General features: G+C 62.8%; 21 protein-coding genes and 1 tRNA gene. 13 read left to right on the top strand and 9 right to left on the bottom strand.

Annotated features, from left to right (window positions below; genetic code table 11):
* Positions 1-45 precede the first annotated feature (45 nt).
* Entirely contained in the window at positions 46-831 is a 786-nt protein-coding gene (fnr, locus tag FB597_RS01685) for a fumarate/nitrate reduction transcriptional regulator Fnr (RefSeq protein ID WP_141913105.1), read from the top strand.
* Between the two features lie 47 nt (positions 832-878).
* Here the strand turns inward: fnr and hemN are convergent, their stop codons facing one another.
* Positions 879-2,312, bottom strand: coding sequence for an oxygen-independent coproporphyrinogen III oxidase (gene hemN / locus FB597_RS01680; protein WP_144767776.1), 1,434 nt, complete (start codon positions 2,310-2,312; stop codon positions 879-881).
* 254 nt (positions 2,313-2,566) lie between these two features.
* Between hemN and FB597_RS01675 the strand changes: the two genes are divergently transcribed.
* From FB597_RS01675 to FB597_RS01665, 3 genes are all read left to right on the top strand, one after another.
* Positions 2,567-3,523, top strand: coding sequence for an SMP-30/gluconolactonase/LRE family protein (locus tag FB597_RS01675; protein WP_144767774.1), 957 nt, complete (start codon positions 2,567-2,569; stop codon positions 3,521-3,523).
* 119 nt (positions 3,524-3,642) lie between these two features.
* Entirely contained in the window at positions 3,643-4,299 is a 657-nt protein-coding gene (locus tag FB597_RS01670) for a 7-cyano-7-deazaguanine/7-aminomethyl-7-deazaguanine transporter (protein WP_144767772.1), read from the top strand.
* 123 nt (positions 4,300-4,422) lie between these two features.
* Entirely contained in the window at positions 4,423-5,586 is a 1,164-nt protein-coding gene (locus FB597_RS01665) for an MFS transporter (RefSeq protein ID WP_144767770.1), read from the top strand.
* Between the two features lie 75 nt (positions 5,587-5,661).
* Here the strand turns inward: FB597_RS01665 and argE are convergent, their stop codons facing one another.
* Positions 5,662-6,870, bottom strand: coding sequence for an acetylornithine deacetylase (gene argE, locus FB597_RS01660; RefSeq protein ID WP_144767767.1), 1,209 nt, complete (start codon positions 6,868-6,870; stop codon positions 5,662-5,664).
* Positions 6,871-7,307: 437 nt separating this feature from the next.
* Here argE and FB597_RS01655 point away from each other — a divergent pair, with 437 nt between their 5' ends.
* Positions 7,308-8,243, top strand: coding sequence for an acyltransferase family protein (locus FB597_RS01655; protein ID WP_186442722.1), 936 nt, complete (start codon positions 7,308-7,310; stop codon positions 8,241-8,243).
* A gap of 109 nt (positions 8,244-8,352) precedes the next feature.
* On the opposite strand, the gene FB597_RS01650 is transcribed toward FB597_RS01655, so the two are convergent.
* From FB597_RS01650 to FB597_RS01640, 3 genes are all read right to left on the bottom strand, one after another.
* On the bottom strand, positions 8,353-8,592 hold the full coding sequence (locus tag FB597_RS01650) for a hypothetical protein (RefSeq protein WP_141913098.1): 240 nt from the start codon (positions 8,590-8,592) through the stop codon (positions 8,353-8,355).
* A 79-nt stretch (positions 8,593-8,671) separates the two neighbouring features.
* Entirely contained in the window at positions 8,672-9,718 is a 1,047-nt protein-coding gene (locus FB597_RS01645) for a glycosyltransferase family 8 protein (protein ID WP_144767763.1), read from the bottom strand.
* Between the two features lie 377 nt (positions 9,719-10,095).
* Positions 10,096-10,172 (bottom strand) — tRNA-Met (locus FB597_RS01640).
* Between the two features lie 193 nt (positions 10,173-10,365).
* On the opposite strand from FB597_RS01640, the gene FB597_RS01635 reads away from it, so the two are divergent.
* From FB597_RS01635 to FB597_RS01620, 4 genes are all read left to right on the top strand, one after another.
* Positions 10,366-10,932, top strand: a complete 567-nt coding sequence (locus tag FB597_RS01635) for an NUDIX hydrolase (RefSeq protein WP_141913097.1) — start codon at positions 10,366-10,368, stop codon at positions 10,930-10,932.
* An 18-nt stretch (positions 10,933-10,950) separates the two neighbouring features.
* A complete protein-coding gene (aat, locus tag FB597_RS01630; protein ID WP_144767761.1) occupies positions 10,951-11,694 on the top strand; it encodes a leucyl/phenylalanyl-tRNA--protein transferase in 744 nt (247 codons plus the stop codon).
* A 129-nt stretch (positions 11,695-11,823) separates the two neighbouring features.
* A complete protein-coding gene (locus FB597_RS01625) occupies positions 11,824-12,552 on the top strand; it encodes an arginyltransferase (protein WP_141913095.1) in 729 nt (242 codons plus the stop codon).
* A gap of 98 nt (positions 12,553-12,650) precedes the next feature.
* Complete coding sequence (locus FB597_RS01620) at positions 12,651-13,715, top strand: quinone-dependent dihydroorotate dehydrogenase (RefSeq protein WP_144767759.1); 1,065 nt, start codon at positions 12,651-12,653, stop codon at positions 13,713-13,715.
* A 78-nt stretch (positions 13,716-13,793) separates the two neighbouring features.
* On the opposite strand, the gene FB597_RS20095 is transcribed toward FB597_RS01620, so the two are convergent.
* Together FB597_RS20095 and FB597_RS01615 are read right to left on the bottom strand one after the other, a co-directional pair.
* On the bottom strand, positions 13,794-13,937 hold the full coding sequence (locus tag FB597_RS20095) for a hypothetical protein (RefSeq protein ID WP_183405810.1): 144 nt from the start codon (positions 13,935-13,937) through the stop codon (positions 13,794-13,796).
* Positions 13,938-14,112: 175 nt separating this feature from the next.
* Positions 14,113-15,741, bottom strand: coding sequence for a methyl-accepting chemotaxis protein (locus FB597_RS01615; RefSeq protein WP_144767757.1), 1,629 nt, complete (start codon positions 15,739-15,741; stop codon positions 14,113-14,115).
* A gap of 394 nt (positions 15,742-16,135) precedes the next feature.
* On the opposite strand from FB597_RS01615, the gene FB597_RS01610 reads away from it, so the two are divergent.
* The 3 genes from FB597_RS01610 (at position 16,136) to FB597_RS20410 (ending at position 18,057) form a co-directional block, all read left to right on the top strand.
* On the top strand, positions 16,136-16,744 hold the full coding sequence (locus FB597_RS01610) for a gamma-glutamylcyclotransferase (protein ID WP_144767755.1): 609 nt from the start codon (positions 16,136-16,138) through the stop codon (positions 16,742-16,744).
* 57 nt (positions 16,745-16,801) lie between these two features.
* Entirely contained in the window at positions 16,802-17,221 is a 420-nt protein-coding gene (locus FB597_RS01605) for an NAD-GH domain containing protein (protein ID WP_186442721.1), read from the top strand.
* A 704-nt stretch (positions 17,222-17,925) separates the two neighbouring features.
* A complete protein-coding gene (locus FB597_RS20410) occupies positions 17,926-18,057 on the top strand; it encodes a hypothetical protein (RefSeq protein ID WP_255517051.1) in 132 nt (43 codons plus the stop codon).
* Positions 18,058-18,143: 86 nt separating this feature from the next.
* Here the strand turns inward: FB597_RS20410 and FB597_RS01600 are convergent, their stop codons facing one another.
* Together FB597_RS01600 and FB597_RS01595 are read right to left on the bottom strand one after the other, a co-directional pair.
* Positions 18,144-18,998, bottom strand: coding sequence for an alpha/beta hydrolase (locus FB597_RS01600; RefSeq protein WP_144768360.1), 855 nt, complete (start codon positions 18,996-18,998; stop codon positions 18,144-18,146).
* 57 nt (positions 18,999-19,055) lie between these two features.
* A complete protein-coding gene (locus FB597_RS01595; RefSeq protein ID WP_222428633.1) occupies positions 19,056-20,537 on the bottom strand; it encodes an HdeD family acid-resistance protein in 1,482 nt (493 codons plus the stop codon).
* Between the two features lie 164 nt (positions 20,538-20,701).
* Here FB597_RS01595 and FB597_RS01590 point away from each other — a divergent pair, with 164 nt between their 5' ends.
* Positions 20,702-21,457, top strand: coding sequence for a YdcF family protein (locus FB597_RS01590; protein ID WP_144767749.1), 756 nt, complete (start codon positions 20,702-20,704; stop codon positions 21,455-21,457).
* Positions 21,458-21,529 lie beyond the last annotated feature (72 nt).

The following is a 21,529-nucleotide window of genomic DNA, read 5'->3' as shown; positions in this document are numbered from 1 at the left end:
AATGAGGGCCATCGAATATCGCAACATGTCTGCCGGGAACATCGTATGAACCAGTCTTGCCACTCTCCCCTGACCGCCGCGCGCGAAGCCGCCAGCAGCTCGGCCCTGCGCAGCTGCACCGCTTGCGGCATGCACCAGTTGTGCCTGCCGATGGGCCTGGACGAGTCCGACATGAAGCGCCTGGACAAGATCATCGGCCGCCGCAAAGTGGCGCGCGACGACTTCCTGTACCGCATCGGCGACCGCTTCACGTCGCTGTACGCGGTGCGCGTGGGCCATTTCAAGACTTATCAGGAAAACCTCGACGGCGACCGCCAGATCACCGGCTTCCAGATGCCCGGAGAACTGCTGGGCATGGATGCCATCAGCACCGAACGCCACCAGTGCGACGCCGTGGCCTTGCAAGACAGCGAAGTATGCGAGATCCCGTTTGCGCGCCTGGAACAGCTGTTCGGCCAGATCCCGCACCTGCTGCGCCATTTCCACCGCATCATGAGCCATGAAATCACCAGCGAGCAAAACGTCATCATGCTGCTGGGGAACATGCGCGCCGAACAGCGCTTCGCGGCCTTCCTGGTCAACCTGTCTTCACGCTACGCGGCGCGCGGCTATTCGCCGACCCGCTTCCAGTTGCGCATGACGCGCCAGGACGTGGGCAACTATCTTGGCCTGACCATCGAAAGCATCAGCCGCCTGATCTCCAGGTTCCGCAAGCAGGGCTTGCTGGCGGTGGAACAACGCGATGTGGAAGTGGTGGACCTGGCGGCGCTGAAGAAGCTGGCCGCCGGCGTGGACGCCTGCCTGCCGCCCGGCGCGCGCGCGCTGGCCTGAATCTCCCCCGCCTTGCCGCCGATCGTCACGCCGGATGGCGCGGCGGCTCAGAGCGTCTGCGAATAACGCTGCGGCGCGGCTTGCTCGCGGTCCTGCGCCAGGTAGCGGTCGAACACCATGCAGATGTTGCGGATCAGCAGGCGGCCCTTGGGCTCGACCGTGATCCATTCCGGCTCGATCCGGAGCAGGCCGTCCGCCTCCAGCGCCTGCAGCTTTTCCATCTCGGCCGCGAAGTATTCGCGGAAGACGATCGGATAGGCGATCTCCAGCGAGCTGATCGACAGCTCGAAGTTGCACATCAGGCGCTGGATGATCAGGCGCCGCAGCACGTCGTCCATGCCGAGCCGGATGCCGCGGGCAATCGGCAGCGTGGCGTTTTCCAGGCGCGCGTAGTAATCGTCCAGGGTCTTCTCGTTCTGGCTGTAGCTGCCGCCCACGGCGCTGATGGCCGACACGCCGCAAGCCACCAGGTCGCTTTCCGAATGGGTTGAGTAGCCCTGGAAATTGCGGTGCAGGCGGCCCTGGCGCTGGGCCACCGCAAGATCGTCGGCGGGCTTGGCGAAATGGTCCATGCCGATGTAGACGTAACCGGCCGCGCTCAGCTGGCGGATGCACAGCGACAGCATGTCGAGCTTGCTGTCGGCACCGGGCAGGTCGTCTTCATTGATCTGCCGTTGCGTCTTGAACAACTGCGGCATGTGGGCGTAGTTGTAGACGGCAATGCGGTCGGGGCTGGCCGCGACCACCTTGGCCAGCGTGCGCGACATCGACATCACATTCTGCTTCGGCAAGCCGTAGATCAGGTCGATGCTGACCGAGCGGAAACCGGCCGCGCGCGCGGCGCGGATGATTTCCAGCGTCTGCTCCTCGGACTGCACCCGGTTGACGGCGCGCTGCACCTCGGGATCGAAATCCTGCACGCCCAGGCTGATGCGGTTGAAGCCCTGCGCGCGCAGCGACTGCACGCGTTCGACCGACACGGTGCGCGGGTCGATCTCGATGGAGTATTCGCCCACATTGTCCGGCGCCAGCGTGAAGCTCTTGCGGATGTGCGCCATCAGGTCGCCCATCTGCCCATCCGACAGGTAGGTCGGCGTGCCGCCGCCGAAATGCAGTTGTTCGACCTGGTTCATGCCGGAGAACAGCGAGCCCTGCATGCTGATCTCGCGCTTGAGGTAACTCAGGTAGAGCGCGGCCTTGGCGCGGTTCCTGGTGACGATCTTGTTGCAGGCGCAGTAGTAGCAGATGGTGTCGCAGAACGGGATGTGCAGGTACAGCGACAGCGCGCGCCAGGCCCCCATGCTGCGGCGGTCGGAGACGGCGTGCAGGTAGTCGGCGACAGCGAAATCGCCGGAGAAGCGGTCGGCGGTCGGATAGGACGTGTAACGCGGGCCGCGCTGGTCCATCTTGCGCAGCACGCTCTTGCTCATGCCTGCCAGGCTGGCGGAATCGGGCGTCAATGACGGATGGGCGACTTGCATGGGATGCTCCTGGCCAGCCGCCCGGGCGCATGGCCGGCAGGATGCGCGACAGGCGCAATGCACCGCGAGCCGCTGCGTCGGGCGAACAGGGATTGATTGGAGACTGCAGGATAGGCGCGGCGGCAAATGGGCGCCTTGATATGCATCAACCTGACCGCTGGCCGCACGCTCATTGCGTGAGCGGCAAGAATTTCCGCGCGGCCGGCCGTCCGGCGACACGCAGGTTATCATCACGGCAAAAACCAGGAGACTCCATGACCGTTCCCGTCGCACCCGCCATTGCCGCCCCCGCCGTTTCGCCCTACCTGCATATCGATGCCCGCTTTCGCCGCCTGGTGATCGGCACGGCCCGGCTCGATTGCCTGCATACCGGCAGCCGCTGGACCGAAGGCCCGGTGTGGCTGCCGGCCACGCAGGAGCTGGTGTGGAGCGACATCCCCAACAACCGCCTGCTGCGCTGGTCCGAAGGCGCGGGGGCCGGCGTGTTCCGCCAGCCGTCCGATTTCAACAACGGCAATACGCTGGACCGGGAAGGCCGCATCGTCGGCTGCCTGCATGGCGCGCGCGCAGTGGTGCGCACCGAGCACGACGGCAGCATCACTACGCTGGCTTCGCACTGGCAGGGCAAGCGCCTGAATTCGCCCAATGACGTGGTGGTGAAGTCGGATGGCTCGATCTGGTTCACCGATCCCGACTACGGCATCAACAGCGACTACGAAGGCTACCGGGCGGACACCGAAATCGGCGCCTGCAACGTCTACCGCATCGACGGCGCCAGCGGCGAACTCGCCCTCGTCGTCGGCGACATGGAGCGCCCCAACGGACTGGCCTTCTCGCCGGACGAATCGAAGCTGTACATCGCCGACACCGGCCAGACCCACCGCGAGGACGGCCCGCACCATATCCGCGAGTTCGATGTGACGGATGGCCAACGGCTTACCGGCGGCCGGGTGTTCGCCACCATCGATCCCGGCCTGGCTGATGGCTTCCGCCTGGACGAACGCGGCAATATCTGGACTTCGGCCGGCGATGGCGTGCATTGCTATGCGCCCGACGGCGCCTTGCTGGGCAAGATCCTGATGCCGGAAGTGGTATCCAACGTGACGTTCGGCGGGCCGCGCGGCAATCGCCTGTTCATCACCGCGACGACCTCGCTGTATGCGGTCTACCTGGCGGTCAATGGCGCCCGCCGCCCGGCATCGCCCGGGTGAACGCGCCTGCAACGCGTGAGCCTGGGCGCGGTATGGTAAAGTAGCGCCCTTCACATCCCGCGCTGCGTGCGGGATTTTCGTCCATGGGTTCCCTAACCCCATTCATCAAAAAGGTCCATATGACAACTATCGATCTGCGCCGGCACACGGCCGTGCTGGCCTGGCTTTCGCTATTCCACCTGCTGGTGATCATCTCCAGCAATTATCTGGTGCAGTTGCCGGTGTCGATCTTCGGCTTCCATACCACCTGGGGTGCGTTCAGCTTTCCGTTCATCTTCCTGGCGACCGACCTGACGGTGCGCTTCTTCGGCGCGCCGCTGGCCCGGCGCATCATCCTGGCGGTGATGCTGCCGGCGTTGTTTGTTTCCTATGTGGTGTCGGCGCTGTTCTACATGGGCCAGTGGCAAGGCTTCGGGGCGCTGGCGCATTTCAACCTGTTCGTGGCGCGCATCGCGCTGGCCAGTTTCATGGCCTATGCATTGGGCCAGATCCTTGACGTGCAGGTGTTCAATCGCCTGCGCGCCAGCCGGCGCTGGTGGCTGGCGCCCTCGGTGTCCATGCTGTTCGGCAACGCCAGCGACACGCTGGCCTTCTTCTCGATCGCCTTCTGGCGTAGCAACGACGCCTTCATGGCCGCGCATTGGGTGGAAATCGCGGTGGTCGACTACTGCTTCAAGATCGCCATCAGCCTGCTCTTCTTCCTGCCGGCGTATGGCGCGCTGCTGTCCATGCTCAGGAACTGGATGGCGCGGCCGCTGGCGGCCGGTCCGGCCTGACCCGTTCCTGTTGCCAAATGACGGCAGGCTTGCTTCCCGGCCTGCAATATTTCCAGCCAGACGGTAAACTTGCGGCTTCGCGCGGCGATTCCCGCTGCGCTTTCCTTCCTCCCTGGAATCCGCATGAACTGGCCCTTGTTCGCCCTCGCCATCGCCGCCTTCGGCATCGGCACCACTGAATTCGTCATCATGGGCCTGCTGCCCGACGTCGCGCGCGACCTTGGCGTCTCGGCGCCGGCGGCCGGCATGCTGGTTTCCGGCTATGCGCTGGGGGTGGCCGCCGGCGCCCCGATCCTGGCCATCGTGACGGCCAAGTGGCCGCGCAAGCAGGCGCTGGTCGGGCTGATGAGCTTGTTCATCCTTGGCAATATCCTGTGCGCGATCGCGCCCAGCTACGCTTTCCTGATGGTGGCGCGGGTCGTCACGGCGTTCTGCCACGCGGCGTTCTTCGGCATCGGCTCGGTGGTGGCGGCCGAACTGGTCGCGCCCGATAAGCGCGCCCAGGCGGTGGCGCTGATGTTCACCGGGCTGACGGTGGCCAATATCCTCGGCGTCCCCCTGGGTACGGCGTTCGGCCACGCGGCCGGCTGGCGCTCCACCTTCGGCGCGGTGACCGGCATCGGCGTGCTGGCGGCGATCCTGCTATGGACGCTGCTGCCGAAAAAGATCGCCATGCAAGGCGGCAACATCTTCCAGGAATTCCGTTCCATCATGGCCACGCAGGTGCAGCTCTCGCTGCTGACCTCGACGCTGGCCTCGATCAGCATGTTCAGCGTGATCACCTATATCGCCTACATCCTGCTGGACGTGACCGGCTTCACCGTGCAACAGGAAAGCTGGGTGCTGCTGCTGTTCGGCGCCGGCATCACGGTCGGCGGCCTGGTCGGCGGCAAGCTGGCGGACTGGAAACTGATGCCGGTGATGTGCGCGATCTTCCTGTGCATCGCCATCGTGCTGGGCTTGTTCTCCTGGACCAGCCACTACAAATGGCCGACCCTGGTGACCATGTTCGCCTGGGGCGCATTCGCTTTCGCGGTGGTGCCGGCGGCGCAGGTGCGGGTGCTCGATACCGCGCGCGGCGCCCCCAATCTGGCCTCGACCCTGAACCAGGGCGCGTTCAACCTCGGCAATGCCACCGGCGCCTGGCTGGGCGGTGTGGCGATTTCCATCGGCTTGCCGTTGACCGACTTGCCGCTGATCGGCTCGGCCGTGGCCTTGCTGGGCCTGGCCACCGTGGCGTTGTCGGCCTCGCTGGATAAACGGAAACGTCCCAGGCTGGCCGCCTGACACTGGCCAAGCGGAATGAAAAAGGCGCTTGCCCTTGAGGGGCAAGCGCCTTTGCTTTTGGGGCCTTGATAAAACTCAGGCCGCGTCCAGGTTGGCCGAGGCCAAGTAGTTGTCGAAGAAGCTTTCGCAACGCGCCAACTGCTCCAGCGTGACGAATTCATTGGGCTTGTGGGCCTGGACGATGTCGCCCGGGCCGCAGATCACGGCCGGCATGCCGGCTTCGCCGAACAGGCCGCCTTCGGTGCCGAAGCCGACCTTGCGCGCGCGTTCGCTGCCAAGGATGCGCAGCGCGGCGGCGACGATCGGATCGTCGGCCGCGGTGCTCATGCAGGGATATGCGGTCAGGGTCTCGAACTCGATGCGGCCCTGGGCGCCGTCGATGGCCATCTGCGGCACGATTTCCTTTTGCGCATACGACTTCACTTCCTCGAACACCTGCTGCGGGTCGACACCCGGCAAGAAGCGATGTTCGAACACGAACTCGGCCTTGTCGGGAATGATGTTGGGCGCGTTGCCGCCATTGGACATGGTGGTGACGATGGAGGAATACGGCACATCGAAGTCGTAATCCCGGGCTTCCGAATCGCGCACGCGCATGGCGATCTCGCGGATTTTCAGCTGCATCATCGCGGCGAAATCGATGCTGTTGATGCCCAGGTGCGGGCATGAGGAATGCGCCGCATGGCCATGCACCGAGCAGCGGTAGGAGCGCTTGCCCTTGTGCGCGATCACGGCCTGCATCGAGGTCGGCTCGCCGATGATGACGCCGGTGGGCCGGATGTCGTTGCGCTGCAAGTCGGCCAGCAATTCGCGTACGCCCAGGCAACCGACTTCCTCATCGTACGAGAACGAGAAATGCAGCGGCGTGTGCAAGCGCCCCTGGTCGAGCGCCGGCAAGCGCGCCAGGCAGACGGCGATGAAGCCCTTCATGTCGCAGGCGCCGCGGCCGAACAGCTTGCCGTCGGCGACGTGGGCGACGAAGGGATCGGTGTCCCAGTTCTGCCCCTTGACCGGCACCACGTCGGTATGGCCGGAAAACACGGTGCCGAATGCGGACTTGCCTTCCGCCGCACCCGTAATGGTTGCAAACAGGTTGGCTTTGCGCCTTTCGGCATCGTAGGTCAGGCGCGTCCTGGCGCCGTGGCGTTCGAGGTAATCGCGAACCCATTCGATCAATCCAAGGTTGGATTCGCGGCTGATGGTGTTGAAACCGATGAGGGTCTTGAGGATATCCAGCGTTTGCTTCGTCGGTTCCGACGTTGCCGTTTTGAGATGTGCGTTCATGATGATGTTTGCCTGTTCAATTCCGGAATCTTCGCCGCCTGTGGCGACGACAGATCCCGCCAGCTCAGCAGCAAGCGCCGTGCCACCACACGGCCGGCGCGGCGCCTGGGCTGGCCGGATAGGATTTCCCCGGTGGCCGCTGATCGACGGCCGGGACCTGCGTCGGCCGTTTACGCTATAGGAAGCGCGATCAGCACGCGCGGTATGCACGCTTGACGCAACACAAGCGACATTACACCTCATTTCCCGCGGCCACGCTCGCCCCCTCCGAAAAAAGCCGGGCAGGCAAGCTCGACAATGGCGCCTCCGATTAACCCAAACACACGCCAATTGACGCACTGCGAAATTATGTAAGGATTTCCAGAACGAATCCGGTTGGCATCCGGTCAATGCTCATGGCACGCGCCATCCACCATGCGAGCAGAGAGGAACCGACCGTGAGAAACGCATCCATCGACGTGCTGAAAATATCGCTGGCGCTGATGGTGGTGGCGCTGCACTGCAACATCTTCCGCGAGATCAGCCAGGCCGGCTCCTACTATCTCTACAATGGCTTCCTGCGCGTGGCGGTGCCGATGTTCTTCATCCTCAACGGCTATTTCATGCCCAAGACCGGGGCGTTGAAGGACAACGCGCAGTGGTTCAGGCGCGTGCTCCTGCTCTACCTGTTCTGGATGGCGCTCTATTCGCCGCTCTATGTGCCGCAGGCGGGCGGCTATGCCTTCCCGCTCAACCTGGCCTATCTCGCCGGCGAGATCGTGTTCGGCCACTGGCACCTGTGGTACCTGTCGGCGTTGATCATGGCGGGCGCGATCGTCATCGGCATCCGCGAGCGCGGCAGCCGGTTCGCCCTGGGACTGGCGCTGGCCCTGTATGCCGTGGGTTGCACGATCCAGTATGTCGCCCACTATGCATACAACGGCGCCCTGTCCTACGCGCTGTACCGCAATGTGCTGTTCTTCGGGCTGCCTTTCGTCATCATCGGCTACCACTACGATGCCATCGCCGGCTACCTGGAGCGCCACGCCAACGCCATCCTGGCGCTGGGGCTGGGACTGATGTTCATCGAAATATCCTTGGCCTGGTTCCACGCCGAGAACCGCCGCGGTTTCGACATGTACGCCGGCCTGCTGCTGGTGTGCCCGGCCTTCTTCGCCAAGGTCAGGCAAGCCCGGCCATTCCAGAGCGCGTGGCCGCTCGGCAAGATCTCCTCGGCGCTGTACCTGCTGCATCCGGGTTGCATGGTAATCGGCAGCAAACTGGGCATCCCGGACGGCACGCGCATGTTCATCTTCGCCGTAACGCTGAGCCTGGCGCTGACCTTGCCGTTCCTTTACCTGTCGCGCAGCAAGCGTTTTGGATTTGTCCTGTAGCGGCCATTGCCCGGGCCAAAAACAAAGGCGGGGTTCCGTGCAAACCGGAACCCCGCCTTCCTGATCCATATCGCCGCGCCGACGCCTTGGCGCCGACGGGCATGGGCATTCACTTCTCGCGCGAATTGATGTGCAAATCGAATTCCCGCTGCGCCGCTTCCAGATTCTTCAGCGCAGTCTGCCAGGGCTCGTAATCGGCCATGGTCAGCCAGGGCCCGGCTGGATTCTGCTTCCATTGCTCCAGCTTGGCGACCATCTGTTCATACTCGTTGAGCTGGGTTTCCAGCAAAACCTCGATGTGCGCCTTGAGTTCATCGGCGCGTTCAATCCACGGATCCGGTGTTTCCATTGATGCCTCCTTAAAGATGCGGGGATGCTAACACGGCATCGGTCGTTTCCACGAGAGCGCCTCCGGCCGGAGTGGACATTCAGCCGAGGCCTGGCGCCAGGCCCACCCAGCATGCGCCACCGGCGAGGCTCTCCGGAAGGCACACGGCCGCCAGCAAGGCCGCTGCAGCCGCCCCCTGCAGCATGAAAGACAACTTCTTGCGCAGGTAGGCGCCGTACCAGATCATCGCCTGGACATATTTGCCGTGCCCGCGATGGAAGGTGGCGCATTGATGCATCTGCTTGTAGGTTCTCGGCGCATCCAACGAAACATCTGCCCAGCCCGAACCCTTTTGGTAACGCAGGAACATGTCTTGCGCGCAGCCGTGCGACCAGTTGTGCCAGGGTTTTAGTGGCCCGCCAAAATGCAGCATCACGGCGTCATCTGAAATGCGCAATTTCTGGCGGCATGCGCGCAGGCTACCCAACAGCGAGAACATCACGTTCCATTTAGGATGCAACCTCATCACACGATGTTCGGCGACTTTGTTCAGGGCATCCTGGTCGGGATAATCGAGCGCGTATTCGCCGCTGCCGATCAGCTCGATGGCGCGTTCGGTGATGCGCGCCCGGTTCCAATTGGCGACATCGATCAGCAGCAGGCCTGAATTGAAATAGAAATCCCCTTCCAACCCCATCGCGCCGATGCGCCGCTGGGCAATGGTATGGACATCGGCCGCCGCCGCGGCGACGCTTTCGCCGAGATCCTGCGTCACCAACTCGGCCAGACTGCCCCGGCACAGGATGTCGGCGTCGACATACAAGACCCGGTCGGTGGTTCCGCTGAGCACACCCGGCATCAGGATGCGGGTGAATATCGCGTTGGAATAGCTTCCGCGAGGATTATGCCGATAACGTGCGAAGACGCCTTCGTCGAGCAAATGCACATGCATGGGAACGCCGCGCGCCTGCGACATGCGCGCTAGGCGCTCGCGGCTCTGCTCACTGCAACCGAAAGTGAAAACGTGGAAGACCAGATCGAGGTCTGGATTATTGTCGAGAATGGAAGCGATGCAGACTCCGGCCCCCCGGAAGAAATTCTCATCCACCCCAAATGCGACATGCAATGTCGGGCGTTCACCGTTCATGATGGCCTCTTTTATTTATCTTATGGTTATCTATTATCTGTACAGCGCCCCACGGGCTGCCCCTCCCAATGGGACTGTCGAATCTTACCCTCTCGAGGTGACCCGACTGTGACTGTACAGAAAAAACTCGCTTATTTTAAGCGCTGCAGTTTCTGCAAAGCAGACCATTACGACATGAATCGGGAAAAAGGACTTGTATTTGAAAAAGCTACGATACCTGAGCGAAAGATTAACGCCCCGGTCTGCGCCCTACTTTCAAGAGGAAGAAAAAGAGAGAAATGCCGGGCGCAAGCCCAAGCTTGGCGGATCGCCGGGGAAACAGAAGCCAAAAACGCAAAAGCCGTTGAATGCTTGAACATTCAACGGCTTTTTCGATCTGGTTGCGGGGGCAGGATTTGAACCTACGACCTTCGGGTTATGAGCCCGACGAGCTGCCAGACTGCTCCACCCCGCGTCTGAAGAAAAAGATTATATGACACTTCCAAATGGAATGCAAACATTCTCTGCCATCTTTTTACAGTGATACACTGCTACCCGCACATGCCACTGCCTGCGCGCAACGATGTCAGTGCCGCGGCGCCGGCCGATGGAGTGAGACGCGCATGCATGCCGATAACAACCAAATCAAGCCACGACGATCCTCTTCTATGAAATTCTGCTCCGAATGCGGTCAGCCCGTGTCGCTGCAAATTCCCCAGGACGACACGCGCCAGCGTTTCGTCTGCGGCAGCTGCGGCACGATCCATTACCAGAATCCCAAGATGGTGGTGGGTTCGCTGCCCGTATGGGAACAAGACGGCCAGCTCAAGGTATTGCTCTGCAAGCGCGCCATCGAGCCGCGCCTGGGTTACTGGACGCTGCCGGCGGGCTTCATGGAGAACGACGAGACCACCGAGGATGCGGCCGTACGCGAAACCGAGGAGGAAGCCGGCGCGCGCATCAGGCTGCATGAGCTGTTCTCGCTGGTCAATGTGCCGCATGTGCACCAGGTGCACCTGTTCTACCGCGCCACCCTGCTCGACCTGGACTACCAGGCCGGCATCGAGAGCCTGGAAGTCGCACTGTATACAGAGGAGCAGATTCCCTGGAAGGATATCGCCTTCCCGACGGTGGAATTCACGCTGCGCGCTTTCTTCGCGGATCTGAAGAAGCTGCGCACCGGTGACGGCGGCTTCACGCTGCACACCGATGACATCCGGCGCCGCATGATCTGATCCGCAGAGAGTTCGCGGATGATCGCCTGGCTCAACATCGACACTCCCTTCCCCGACGTCTCGCGCGCGCTCAAAGATCCCGCCGGACTGCTCGCGGCGGGCGCCGACCTGTCGCCGCCGCGCCTGCTGGAGGCCTACCGCCAGGGCATCTTCCCCTGGTTCTCGGACGGCCAGCCGATTCTCTGGTGGAGCACCGACCCGCGCATGGTCCTGCGCACGTCGCAATTCGTGATTTCGGACAGCCTCAGGAAGACCCTGCGCCGCATCGAACGCAGCCGCCATGGCGATGGCTTGTGGCAAATCACGTTCGATACGGCCTTCGAAGAAGTCATGCGCGGCTGCGCCGAGCCGCGCCGGCATGAGCAAGGCACCTGGATTTCGCCGGAAATCATCGAAGGCTATACCGGCCTGCATCGGGCCGGCTATGCCCATTCGTCGGAAGTGCGGCTCAATGGCGAACTGGTCGGCGGCGCTTATGGCGTGTCGATCGGGAAGATGTTTTACGGCGAATCGATGTTCGCCCGCGTCAACGACGCTTCCAAGGTGGCGCTGGCGCATCTGGTGCTGTTCCTGCGCAGCCATGGCGTGGACATGATCGACTGCCAGCAGGAAACCTCGCACCTGGCCTCGCTCGGGGCCCGTCCCATCGCGCGCGACGATTTCCTGCGCCACTTGCGCGCGGCCATCCGCGAACCGCAAATTACCCGCTGGCAGCCGCTGAACCTGCTGGAAACCGGCATTCCGCCCGCAGAGCGTCCCTGAGGCCGCTTCCTGGATCGGCTCCGCGCCACCAAGACATCATCCAAATGGTGTAAATTAACGCCATGGCTCACTGCCCGGCGGCCGTCACTCTCCTGCCGCCGGGTTTCCGCATCACAGGACAGGACGCACATGACGCATCTCAAAGACTTGCCGTTCTCCACGCTGCAGTTCTATGCGACCGCGCCCTATCCGTGCAGCTATCTCGACCACCAGCAAGCCCGTTCGCAAGTGGCCACGCCCTCCCACCTGATCAATGCGGATGTGTATTCCGAGCTGGTCAAGACCGGCTTTCGCCGCAGCGGCATCTTCACCTACCGCCCTTATTGCGACGGCTGCAACGCCTGCACCCCGGTGCGCATCCGCGCCGCAGAGTTCGTGCGCAACCGCAGCCAGCGCCGCGCCTGGGAACGCAACCGGCACCTGGTGGCGCTGGTGACGAACCTGACCTACGCGCATGAGCACTACGAGCTGTACTTGCGTTACCAGTCGGTGCGCCACGCCGGCGGCGGCATGGACCAGGACAGCCGCGACCAGTACGCGCAGTTCCTGCTGCAAAGCAAGGTCAACACGCGCCTGGTCGAGTTCCGCGAGCCCGACGGCGTGCTGCGCATGGTCAGCATCATCGACGTACTCAACGACGGCCTGTCGTCGGTCTACACCTTCTTCGATCCGGACATGCCGGGCGCTTCCTTCGGCACCTACAACATCCTGTGGCAGATCGAACAGGCGCGCCAGCTGGACATGCCTTACGTCTATCTCGGCTACTGGATCAAGGAAAGCCCGAAAATGGCCTACAAGACCAATTTCCAGCCGCTGGAGGCGCTGCACAAGGGCGAATGGGCGCCGCTGGAAAGCTGACGGCAATACCACATCCAGCGCCGCCAAATGGCGGAAATCCTGTTCCGGCAAGTTAAAATAGCGGCACTTTTTTCACCGCCATCCGCCATTTCCACATCGTGCCCGACAAATTCCTCTACGCGCTCGCGCGGCCGCTGCTGTTTTCCCTTGAACCCGAGACCGCCCACCACCTGACGCTGCCGGCGCTGCGCTGCGCCGCGCATTACAGCCTGACCGACATCATCGCCAAGCCGGCCCGCGACCCGCGCACCGTGATGGGCATTGAATTCCCCAATCCGGTCGGCATGGCCGCCGGGCTGGACAAGGACGGCGCCTACATCGACGGCCTGGCCGCGCTGGGATTCGGCTTCATCGAGGTCGGCACGGTCACGCCGCGCGCCCAGCCGGGCAACCCGCTGCCGCGCATGTTCCGCCTGCCGGCGGCCGGCGCGGTGATCAACCGCATGGGTTTCAACAACGGCGGCGTCGACGCCTTCGTGGCCAACGTCCAGGCCTCGCGCTTCTACCAGGAAAAACAGGGCGTGCTCGGCCTGAACATCGGCAAGAATGCCGACACCCCGATCGAGCGCGCCGCCGAGGACTACGTGCATTGCCTGGAAAAGGTCTATCCCTACGCCAGTTATGTGACGGTCAACATCTCTTCCCCCAATACGAAGAACCTGCGCCAGTTGCAGGGCGCTTCCGAGCTGGATGCGCTGTTGTCGCAACTGAAGTCGGCCCAGCGCCGCCTGGCCGACCGCCACGGCCGTTATGTGCCGGTGGCCCTGAAGATCGCGCCGGACATGGATGCCGAACAGGTCAAGAACGTAGCCGACGCGCTGCTGCGGCACCGGATCGACGGCGTCATCGGCACCAACACCACCATCACGCGCGATGCCGTCAACGGCATGCCGCACGGCGATGAAGCCGGCGGCCTGTCGGGCAAGCCGGTGTTCGCCTTGTCCAACAATGTGATCCGCGGCCTGAAGGCCGAACTGGGCGACGCCCTGCCGATCATCGGCGTAGGCGGCATTTTCAGTGGCGACGATGCGCGCGCCAAGATCGATGCCGGCGCCTCGCTGGTACAGCTCTATACCGGCCTGATCTACCGGGGCCCGGCGCTGGTGCGCGAATGCGCCGAGGCGTTGCGCGCGCCGGTTGCCACGGCGGCAGCGCATCACTGAGCCGCTCCCGACTTTTCCGGCACGAAAAAAAAACAGCAGGCGCACGCCTGCTGTTTTGCATTCCGGGAGGCGACGATATCAGTCCTTGGACGCCTCGCGCTTGAGATTCAAAATCCGCCGCGCATTCGCGTCGGATTCGGATTTCTTCTCAAAATCGGTTTTCTCGCAACCGGCCAGCACCACACCGACCGCCAGCGTCAACAACATGGCAACGACACGCATGATATTCCCCTGAAAATTCGGATGAAGCACTCTCGAATAGCTGCCGGGAACCACGCAAACTCCGCGCATCGCGCCCCGGCAGGCGCCATTTTATGCTCAAACGGGATGCCGCGACGCCAAGTGCAAGGAAGATTTTGACGCGGCGGCGGACGCCATTGCCATCCGACCGCTCAACTCAACCCTCCAGCCTGGGGCTGGGCGGCGTCATCTCGATCGTGCGCCCGTCATCGGCGCCGCGTGCGCCATATCCCAGGCTGCCCTCCAAGCGGAACACGCTCACCAGCGATGCCAGATCCGCAGCCTGGTCCTGCATCGAACGCGCAGCGGCAGCGGCCTGTTCCACCAGGGCGGCATTTTGCTGCGTGCTCTCGTCCATCAGGGTAATGGCACGATTGATCTCTTCAATGCCGCTGCTCTGTTCCTGGCTGGCGGCAGTGATCTCGGCCACCACGTCGGTCACGCGCCTGACGCTTTCGACCACCTCGGCCATGGTTTGCCCCGCCTGTTCTACCAGGCGGCTGCCGGCGCCGACCTTGTCGACCGAGTCGTCGATCAGCGCCTTGATCTCTTTGGCCGCCGCCGCGGAACGCTGCGCCAGCGAACGCACTTCCGACGCCACCACCGCGAAACCGCGGCCCTGCTCGCCGGCACGGGCCGCTTCCACCGCGGCATTCAATGCCAGGATATTGGTCTGGAACGCGATGCCGTCGATCACGCTGATGATGTCGACGATCTTGCGCGAGGAGTCGTTGATCGAGCTCATGGTCTGCACCACCTGCCCCACCACGCTGCCGCCCTGCACCGCCACGGCCGAAGCCGAATTGGCCAGTTGGTTGGCCTGGCGCGCGTTGTCGGCGTTTTGCTTGACGGTGGAGGTCAGCTCCTCCATCGCCGAGGCGGTCTCCTCCAGCGAACCGGCCTGCTGCTCGGTGCGCGCCGACAGGTCGAGGTTGCCGCTGGCGATCTCGCCGGAGGCATTGGCAATGGTGTCGGTGCCGGTGCGTACCTGGCTGACAATATTGCGCAGGCTGTCATTCATGTCTTTCAAGGCCGCCAGCAACTGTCCGGTTTCGTCCCGGCTTTCGGCCTTGAATTGCGCGCTCAGGTCGCCTTGCGCCACCCGGCGCGAGACGTCGACCGCGGTGCGCAACGGCCTGATGATACTGACCGTGAGCCACCACGAGCACAATATGCCGAAGGCCAGGACCAATATTTCCAGCCCCAGCATCAGCATCTTGCTGCGGGCGGCGATGTCATCGATATCCTGCGCCATGCGGTCGATAGCGTCGCGCTGGATCTGCTGCAGCTTCTGCATCGCATCCAGATAGCGGTTGGCGGCCGGCACGAACACCTGGTCCAGCACGCGGTTGCTCTCGGCCAGGTCGCCAGTGTCCTTGACCTTGTTGATCTCATCGCGGCCGGCGAGATACGCCTTGCGCTCCACCGCAATCTGGGCGAAAGCCGCCCGCTCCTCCTCGCTCTCGATCAAGGGTTCGATCTTGCCCTGGGTCTCGGCCGAGTTCTTGGAAGACGTCGCCGCATCCTGCGCGAAGTATTCGGTCAGCGAAGGATCGGCGCTCTTGGCGATGGCCAAGGTGCGGCGAATCCCCCCGTACAGGTTGGCATACCAGTCCGAAATCAGGCGCTCCTTGGCCAGCGGCTGGCGCATCATTTCATGGGTTGCCTCGGACAACGCCTGCAAGCGCCAGAAGCCGATGCTGGTGATGACGATCGATAGCGCAAGGATCAGGCCGAAACCCAATGCCAAGCGTTTGCCTATCGACATATTGCTGATGATTTTCATGTTCTCTTCCTGGATTTCTTGATGTTGTTCGTATGGTCTCGCTTGCGGTCCGCCAGAGGCCGGCCGCATCATTTATTTATTGCCGATCGGAAAATCCTCACGGGCGATATTAAAAGCCAAAATTGATTGGTCTGACCAGTGAAAAAATTACATACTGGAAAATCTGTGTGCGCCCAAGTCACGTCCGGCAAGGGAATGCCATCCTGAAAACGGGAGAAAAAGCTATTTCCCGGCCGGTTCCGAGGCGACTGGACGCGGGCGGCATTGACATGGCGTTGCGTCGATGAAACGCTTGCCGTACCGACAACTCCCTCTCTGGAGATCCAACGCAACGCTATCGCGGTTTTATAATGGATGGCTTGGGATGGCCGTGCCATCCGCCTGCCGCGAAACCATGTCCGCCAACACAATTTCCATCAACCAGCAGATGGCCCACTTCGAAGGCCGCGACAGCGTCTGGCTGTTCGGCTACGGATCCATCATCTTCAAGGCCGATTTCCCCTTCATCGAACGGCGTCCCGCCCACATCCTCGGCTGGGCGCGCCGCTTCTGGCAGGGTTCGCACGACCATCGCGGCACCGCCGAGGCGCCGGGCCGGGTGGTGACGCTGGTGCCGCAAGCCGATGCGGTCTGCTCCGGCATGGCCTACCTGATCACCCCGGGTGTCTTCGCCCATCTCGACCACCGCGAAAAGAACGGCTACCTGCGTCTGGTAACTGACATCCACTTCGGCGACTCGGAAAAAGCCGAAGGCCTGATCTACATCGCCTCGGAAGAAAACGCCGCCTTCGCCGGCCCCGCCAGCGAAAAGGAAATCGCGCGCCAGATCTTCCGCGCAGCCGGCCCCAGCGGGCGCAACAGCGAATACCTGCTGCTGCTGGCGCAGGCGCTGCGCGAGCTGGGCAGCGACGACGCGCATGTCTTCGAGATAGAAAAACACCTGCTGCAACTGGAACGGGAAGCGGCGGCGGCGCATCAGTGCGCGGACGGCACCCGGGCCTGACGTGCTATCGTTGCCGGCTCCAGCAGAAACACCATCAAAAACACAAGGATGAGGAACATGATCAAAGCGCTCGCAGCATGTGCAACCGTGATCGCCCTGGCGGGGTGCGCGTCTCCGGTCGAACGGACCGCCAGCGGGGACATTCCGCCGTCGCGCGTCTATATCAAGAGCATGACGCAACAGGAAAGCGGGCTGAACCGGATCGAGTTCACCCGCGACAGCGGCATGCTCAACAATGAAATGATGGAATTGGCCATCAACGACGTGGTGCTGGCGCAGATCACCGGCGGCGAACGACTGGCGATCTGGCTCAAGCCGGGCAGTTACGTCTTCAGCGTCAAACCGGTCCATACCCTCAATTCGCCCGGCTATACCGACCAGCACAAGATCACGCTGGATGTGAAGAACGGCGCCGCCTACAGGATCCGCATCGCTTCCGATCTGCGCGGCCTGAAAATGAGCCTGGCCGGGCAATAATCCCCTGCTGCGCCGCCAACGTTGGCATGTCGCGCGGATGAAACACCGCGCGGCGATGTCTTTTCCGCGGCACATCGCTCCACAGGCTCTTTTTCCCTGCAACGACTTGGCTGCAAGCCATTGATATCAAAGGGTTTTCAGATACCCGGGCATGATGCGCACAGGGCTTCGTCCAGTTATTCAAGAAATCGATAACTGATATTGGGATTCAAAATTGGCCGCTTTTCGATGAAACACATATATTGCAACGCAACAGATCAACTTTTTTGCGGAGCTCATTATGAACATCGTTACCGACTTTCTGCCCTACACCCTGCTGATCGGCGCAATGGTCGCCCGCTACCTGATTTCGATCAAGTAATCAGCTTCCCCGGTTGGCCGGATCTCCTTGTCCCAAGGAGATGGGGAATAAAAACGGCAACTCTGAAAAAGCGGTAATTGTCGCATTGCAATGCAGACAATCCGCTTTTTTCTTTTTCATCCCCCCACTCCGCTACCTCTCTATCTTGCCTTCTTATCATTGATATTGATAACAAGGTTTCTTTTCCGTCAGGCAATCTTGCTTGCCGTACCGGCAAGACCGGCGTCGACAGGAAATGACAAGATGGCGTGCCGCCAGGCGCGCGCCCCTTCCCCCTGCATCTTGCAAAAGCCTGACGGGCCATTACACTCGCAGGTTTGCAAACCGGAACGAAAGAATACGCATGATGCGTCTTGCCTCCACTGTCGCTGCCATCACGCTGCTGCTGGCGCTGGGCGGCTGCGCCTGCGCGCCGGGCTTCGTCGGATTCGACAGCCGTTGCGCCTTCAGCAATGTCCCCAGCGGACAGCCCTGAGGCCGATGCAGGGGCGCGAAAGCGCCCGAAACCATCTTTACATGGGTAATTTCCGGTTAATTTCCGAACCCGAGTCTTTAGTCGCTTCAGGCATCCGTTGGCAATTGCGCCAGCCATTGGCGCAGATCGTTTCTGGCCAGCTCCCGGATTTCCGGCGCTTCATTGAATATCTCGTGGTAGGCCGTGCCATACCAATGCATGGTCTTGCGGCCGGCCGGCAAGGCATCGAAAAAGTCGCGGCTGCCGCGCGGGGCGACAAACGCATCGTCGCCCGCTACCTGCATCAGCACCGGCTGCTGGAACCGGCCGGCCGCGCGCACGGCCTGCTGCATCGCATCCAGCATGAAATTGAGCATGCGCGGCGCGATCTTGCCGTGATTGAGCGGGTCGCGCCGATAGACCGCGATTTGTTCGGGATCGTGCGAAATGCGGCTGGCCGGCAATGCGGTGGGCAACGAATAACCCGGCGCCACCCGGCTCGATAGCGCCAGCAACCACTTTTGCCAAGCCTGCATATCCAGCGCCAATGCCGGCGATGACAACGCCAGCGCGCGCACCGGGCTGAATCCGCCGGTGGCGAAACGCGCCGCCACCAGGCCGCCCATGCTGTGGCCGAACAGGATCGGCACGCACTGCGTGCGGCGCGCGAAGTCGTCGAAGCTGAGCTTGAGGTCTTGCAACAGATCGTCGGAACGCGCCAGGCTGCCCTGGCGTCCTCCGGAATTGCCGTGGCCGCGATGGTCGCACACGCGCACCGACATGCCGGATTCATTGAACAAGCGCGCAAGTTCCACATAACGCCCGCCATGCTCCCCCAGCCCATGCACCATTTGCACCGCCGCCGTCGCGCCGGGCAACAGCCAGTCACGGCAAAACAGACGGGTGCCGTCGGCGGCCTGCAACCAATGTTCCTGAGGCGCCAACGGCGCCGCCTGCGGCATGCTCATGCTTCTCTCCGTTTCCCGGCCCGCCACGGCGCCGTCATGCATCGTCAAAGCTCAGGGTTCGCGCCGCTCGTCGTAACTGCGGCGCGCCCGCCATATTTCCCGAAGCCGCCGGCTCTGGCGCAAGGCCAACTGGAGCGATGTCGTCCATGACAAGGGACGCGGATGCACCACCGCCCGCAGCGCGCGCGAGTAATCCAGCACCAGTCCCGGCGTCCAGGCCATGGTCTGCGCACGCTTGTGGATCTGGCTGGCCACCCAGATCTCCGGCGTGAACATCATCCTGATCGCATTGAACCAGTGCCGGTCGCGCGCACCGATGACGCCTTCCAGCGCGGCCTCCAATGCCTGCGCCACGGTACTGGAACAATTGCGATAGGTCAGGTTGTAGATTTCCTTCTGGCGATAGCGGCGCCAGAAGCGTTCGAGGCGCTGGCGGCTGTAGTCGCGAAACACGATCTTCTCGGTCGACTCGCACCATGCCGCGGCTTCGCTCGGGTAGTCGCTCAGGTAACGTCCCTTGACGTCGTTATCGGCGGTGGCGCGCAACAGGCGGGCGAACTGGTCGGGCGAGCGATCGATCTCTTCGGCCGGATACAGGCTGATGTACAGGTCGGGCGACGCTTCCAGCGCGGCATGGCCGGTGGAGATCACGCCATTGGTATCGACCGCGGCAATGTAGCGGTCGATCACCGGCTGGCGCCGCGCCGGACCCTTGGCGCTGCCGGTGGGCGTCCACACGTGCACCGTCATGGCAGGCTGATCGCCATCTTGCTCTTGCGGCGAATTTTCCCCTGCGCCGCCCTGCCGGCCGGGGCTTGTTTCCATGGCTGCCGCCGGCGCTTTCCATCCCTTCCCCAGCACGCCGCCATCGGCTTGCAGCAGCATCGGCTTCATCGCTTCGTCGCCGCGATACAGGCCGGCATCGAACGGACGGCTGTCGGCGCTATTGCGCCGCGCCAGCATGTCGACCGAAACGCGCTGCGGCAGCATGCGCGTGCGCAACGCCAGCCAGATCATGCTCCAGCCGCCGAAGATCAGGCCCAGTGCCAGGCAGAACGGCACCGTGCCCTTATAGTGGGTCGGATACGGCTGGACAAAGATGATGGCGAGAACGATCTGCACGCCGCCGCCGGCGACCGCCGCGCGCCAGCGCGGGAAACGCACCACCAGCGCCGACGTAATCTGCAGCCCGCCGCCGATGGCAAAGGCGGCGCCGAACAGCATGGCCAGCAGCATGTTGTTGGCATGGAATGGCGTAATGATCAACAGCGCGATCAGCAGGAAAATCCCGCCCTTGACGTAGCGCAGGGTTTTCTGCGCGCCGATGCCGCTGTTGGCCACCCAGAGCGTCGCCAGGCTTTCCAGCAACAGCAGGTAGCCGAACAGGGACAACGGGAAATTGAGCACCCCATCCAGGGCATCGATCATCAGCGAAACGCCGATGGCGCCCCAGGCCAGGCCGACGATCGCCAGCACATGCCAATTACGGCGGATGAAATCCGCCCCCAGCAACAACAAGACAAGACGTATCACTCTGTTCCCCGGGGCGTCCGCCCTTCCATTTTTAATGACGCGATTCTGCTGTGTTCAGTACGGCAAGGCAACCCGCCGCCCTTTTCTTCTCCGCGGCAATGGTAGATCAAAACAGCGGGATGGCCGACAATGAAATCATTTTCGCTGCCCGACTGCCGCCACCGATGCCTTTTTCCGTCCTGCTTTCCGCCATCGCCAGCGCCCTGCTGCTTCCGCCCGTCAACTCGCTCCTACTTTGCGCGGCGGGCTTCTTGCTGCGCCGGCGCATGCGCAAAGCCGGCAATCTGCTGATCTTGCTGGGCGTGGCCATGTTGCTGGTGCTGAGCACGCGCCCCGGCGCCATGCTGCTGGTGCGGCCGCTGGAGAACCAGTATCCGCCGCTGGCGGCGGCAGGCGATGCGCAAGCCATCGTCATCCTGGGCGCCGGGCGCCTGGATAACGCGCCGGAATACGGGAATACCGACGAAGCCAGCCTGATCGGCATGAAACGCCTGCAATACGGCGCCTACCTGCACCGGAAGACCGGGCTGCCGATCCTGGTCACCGGCGGCAATCCCGACGGCTCGCCCGAAAGCGAAGCCGCGCTCATGGCGCGCACCCTGCGCCGCGATCTCGGCGCCGAGGCGCGCTGGCAAGAGCAGCGCTCCAACACCACCTACGACAATGCGGCCATGTCGGCCGCGCTGCTCCAGGCCGCCGGCATCGAACGCATCTTGCTGGTCACCGACGCCATCCACATGCCGCGCTCGGTGCGCGCCTTTGCCGGCGCCGGATTCAAGGTCACGCCGGCCCCCACGGTCTTCACCAGCGCGGCAAGGCCGCTGATCACCGATTATTTCCCTTCCGCATCGAACCTGCAGCTGTCCAGCTACGCCATGCGCGAATGGATCGGACAAGCCTGGTACCAGATCCGCCATTGAGCTTGCCCCGTTTTTCCGGATCCGGCCGGATGCCGCGTCTCATTGCGGCGTTGTTTCCCGGCCCCCAAATTC

This window comes from Herbaspirillum sp. SJZ099 (genome assembly GCF_007828355.1).
GTDB lineage: Bacteria > Pseudomonadota > Gammaproteobacteria > Burkholderiales > Burkholderiaceae_D > Herbaspirillum.
Note: the sequence above shows the minus strand (reverse complement) of the source record. Positions and strands in the feature narration are given on the sequence as shown.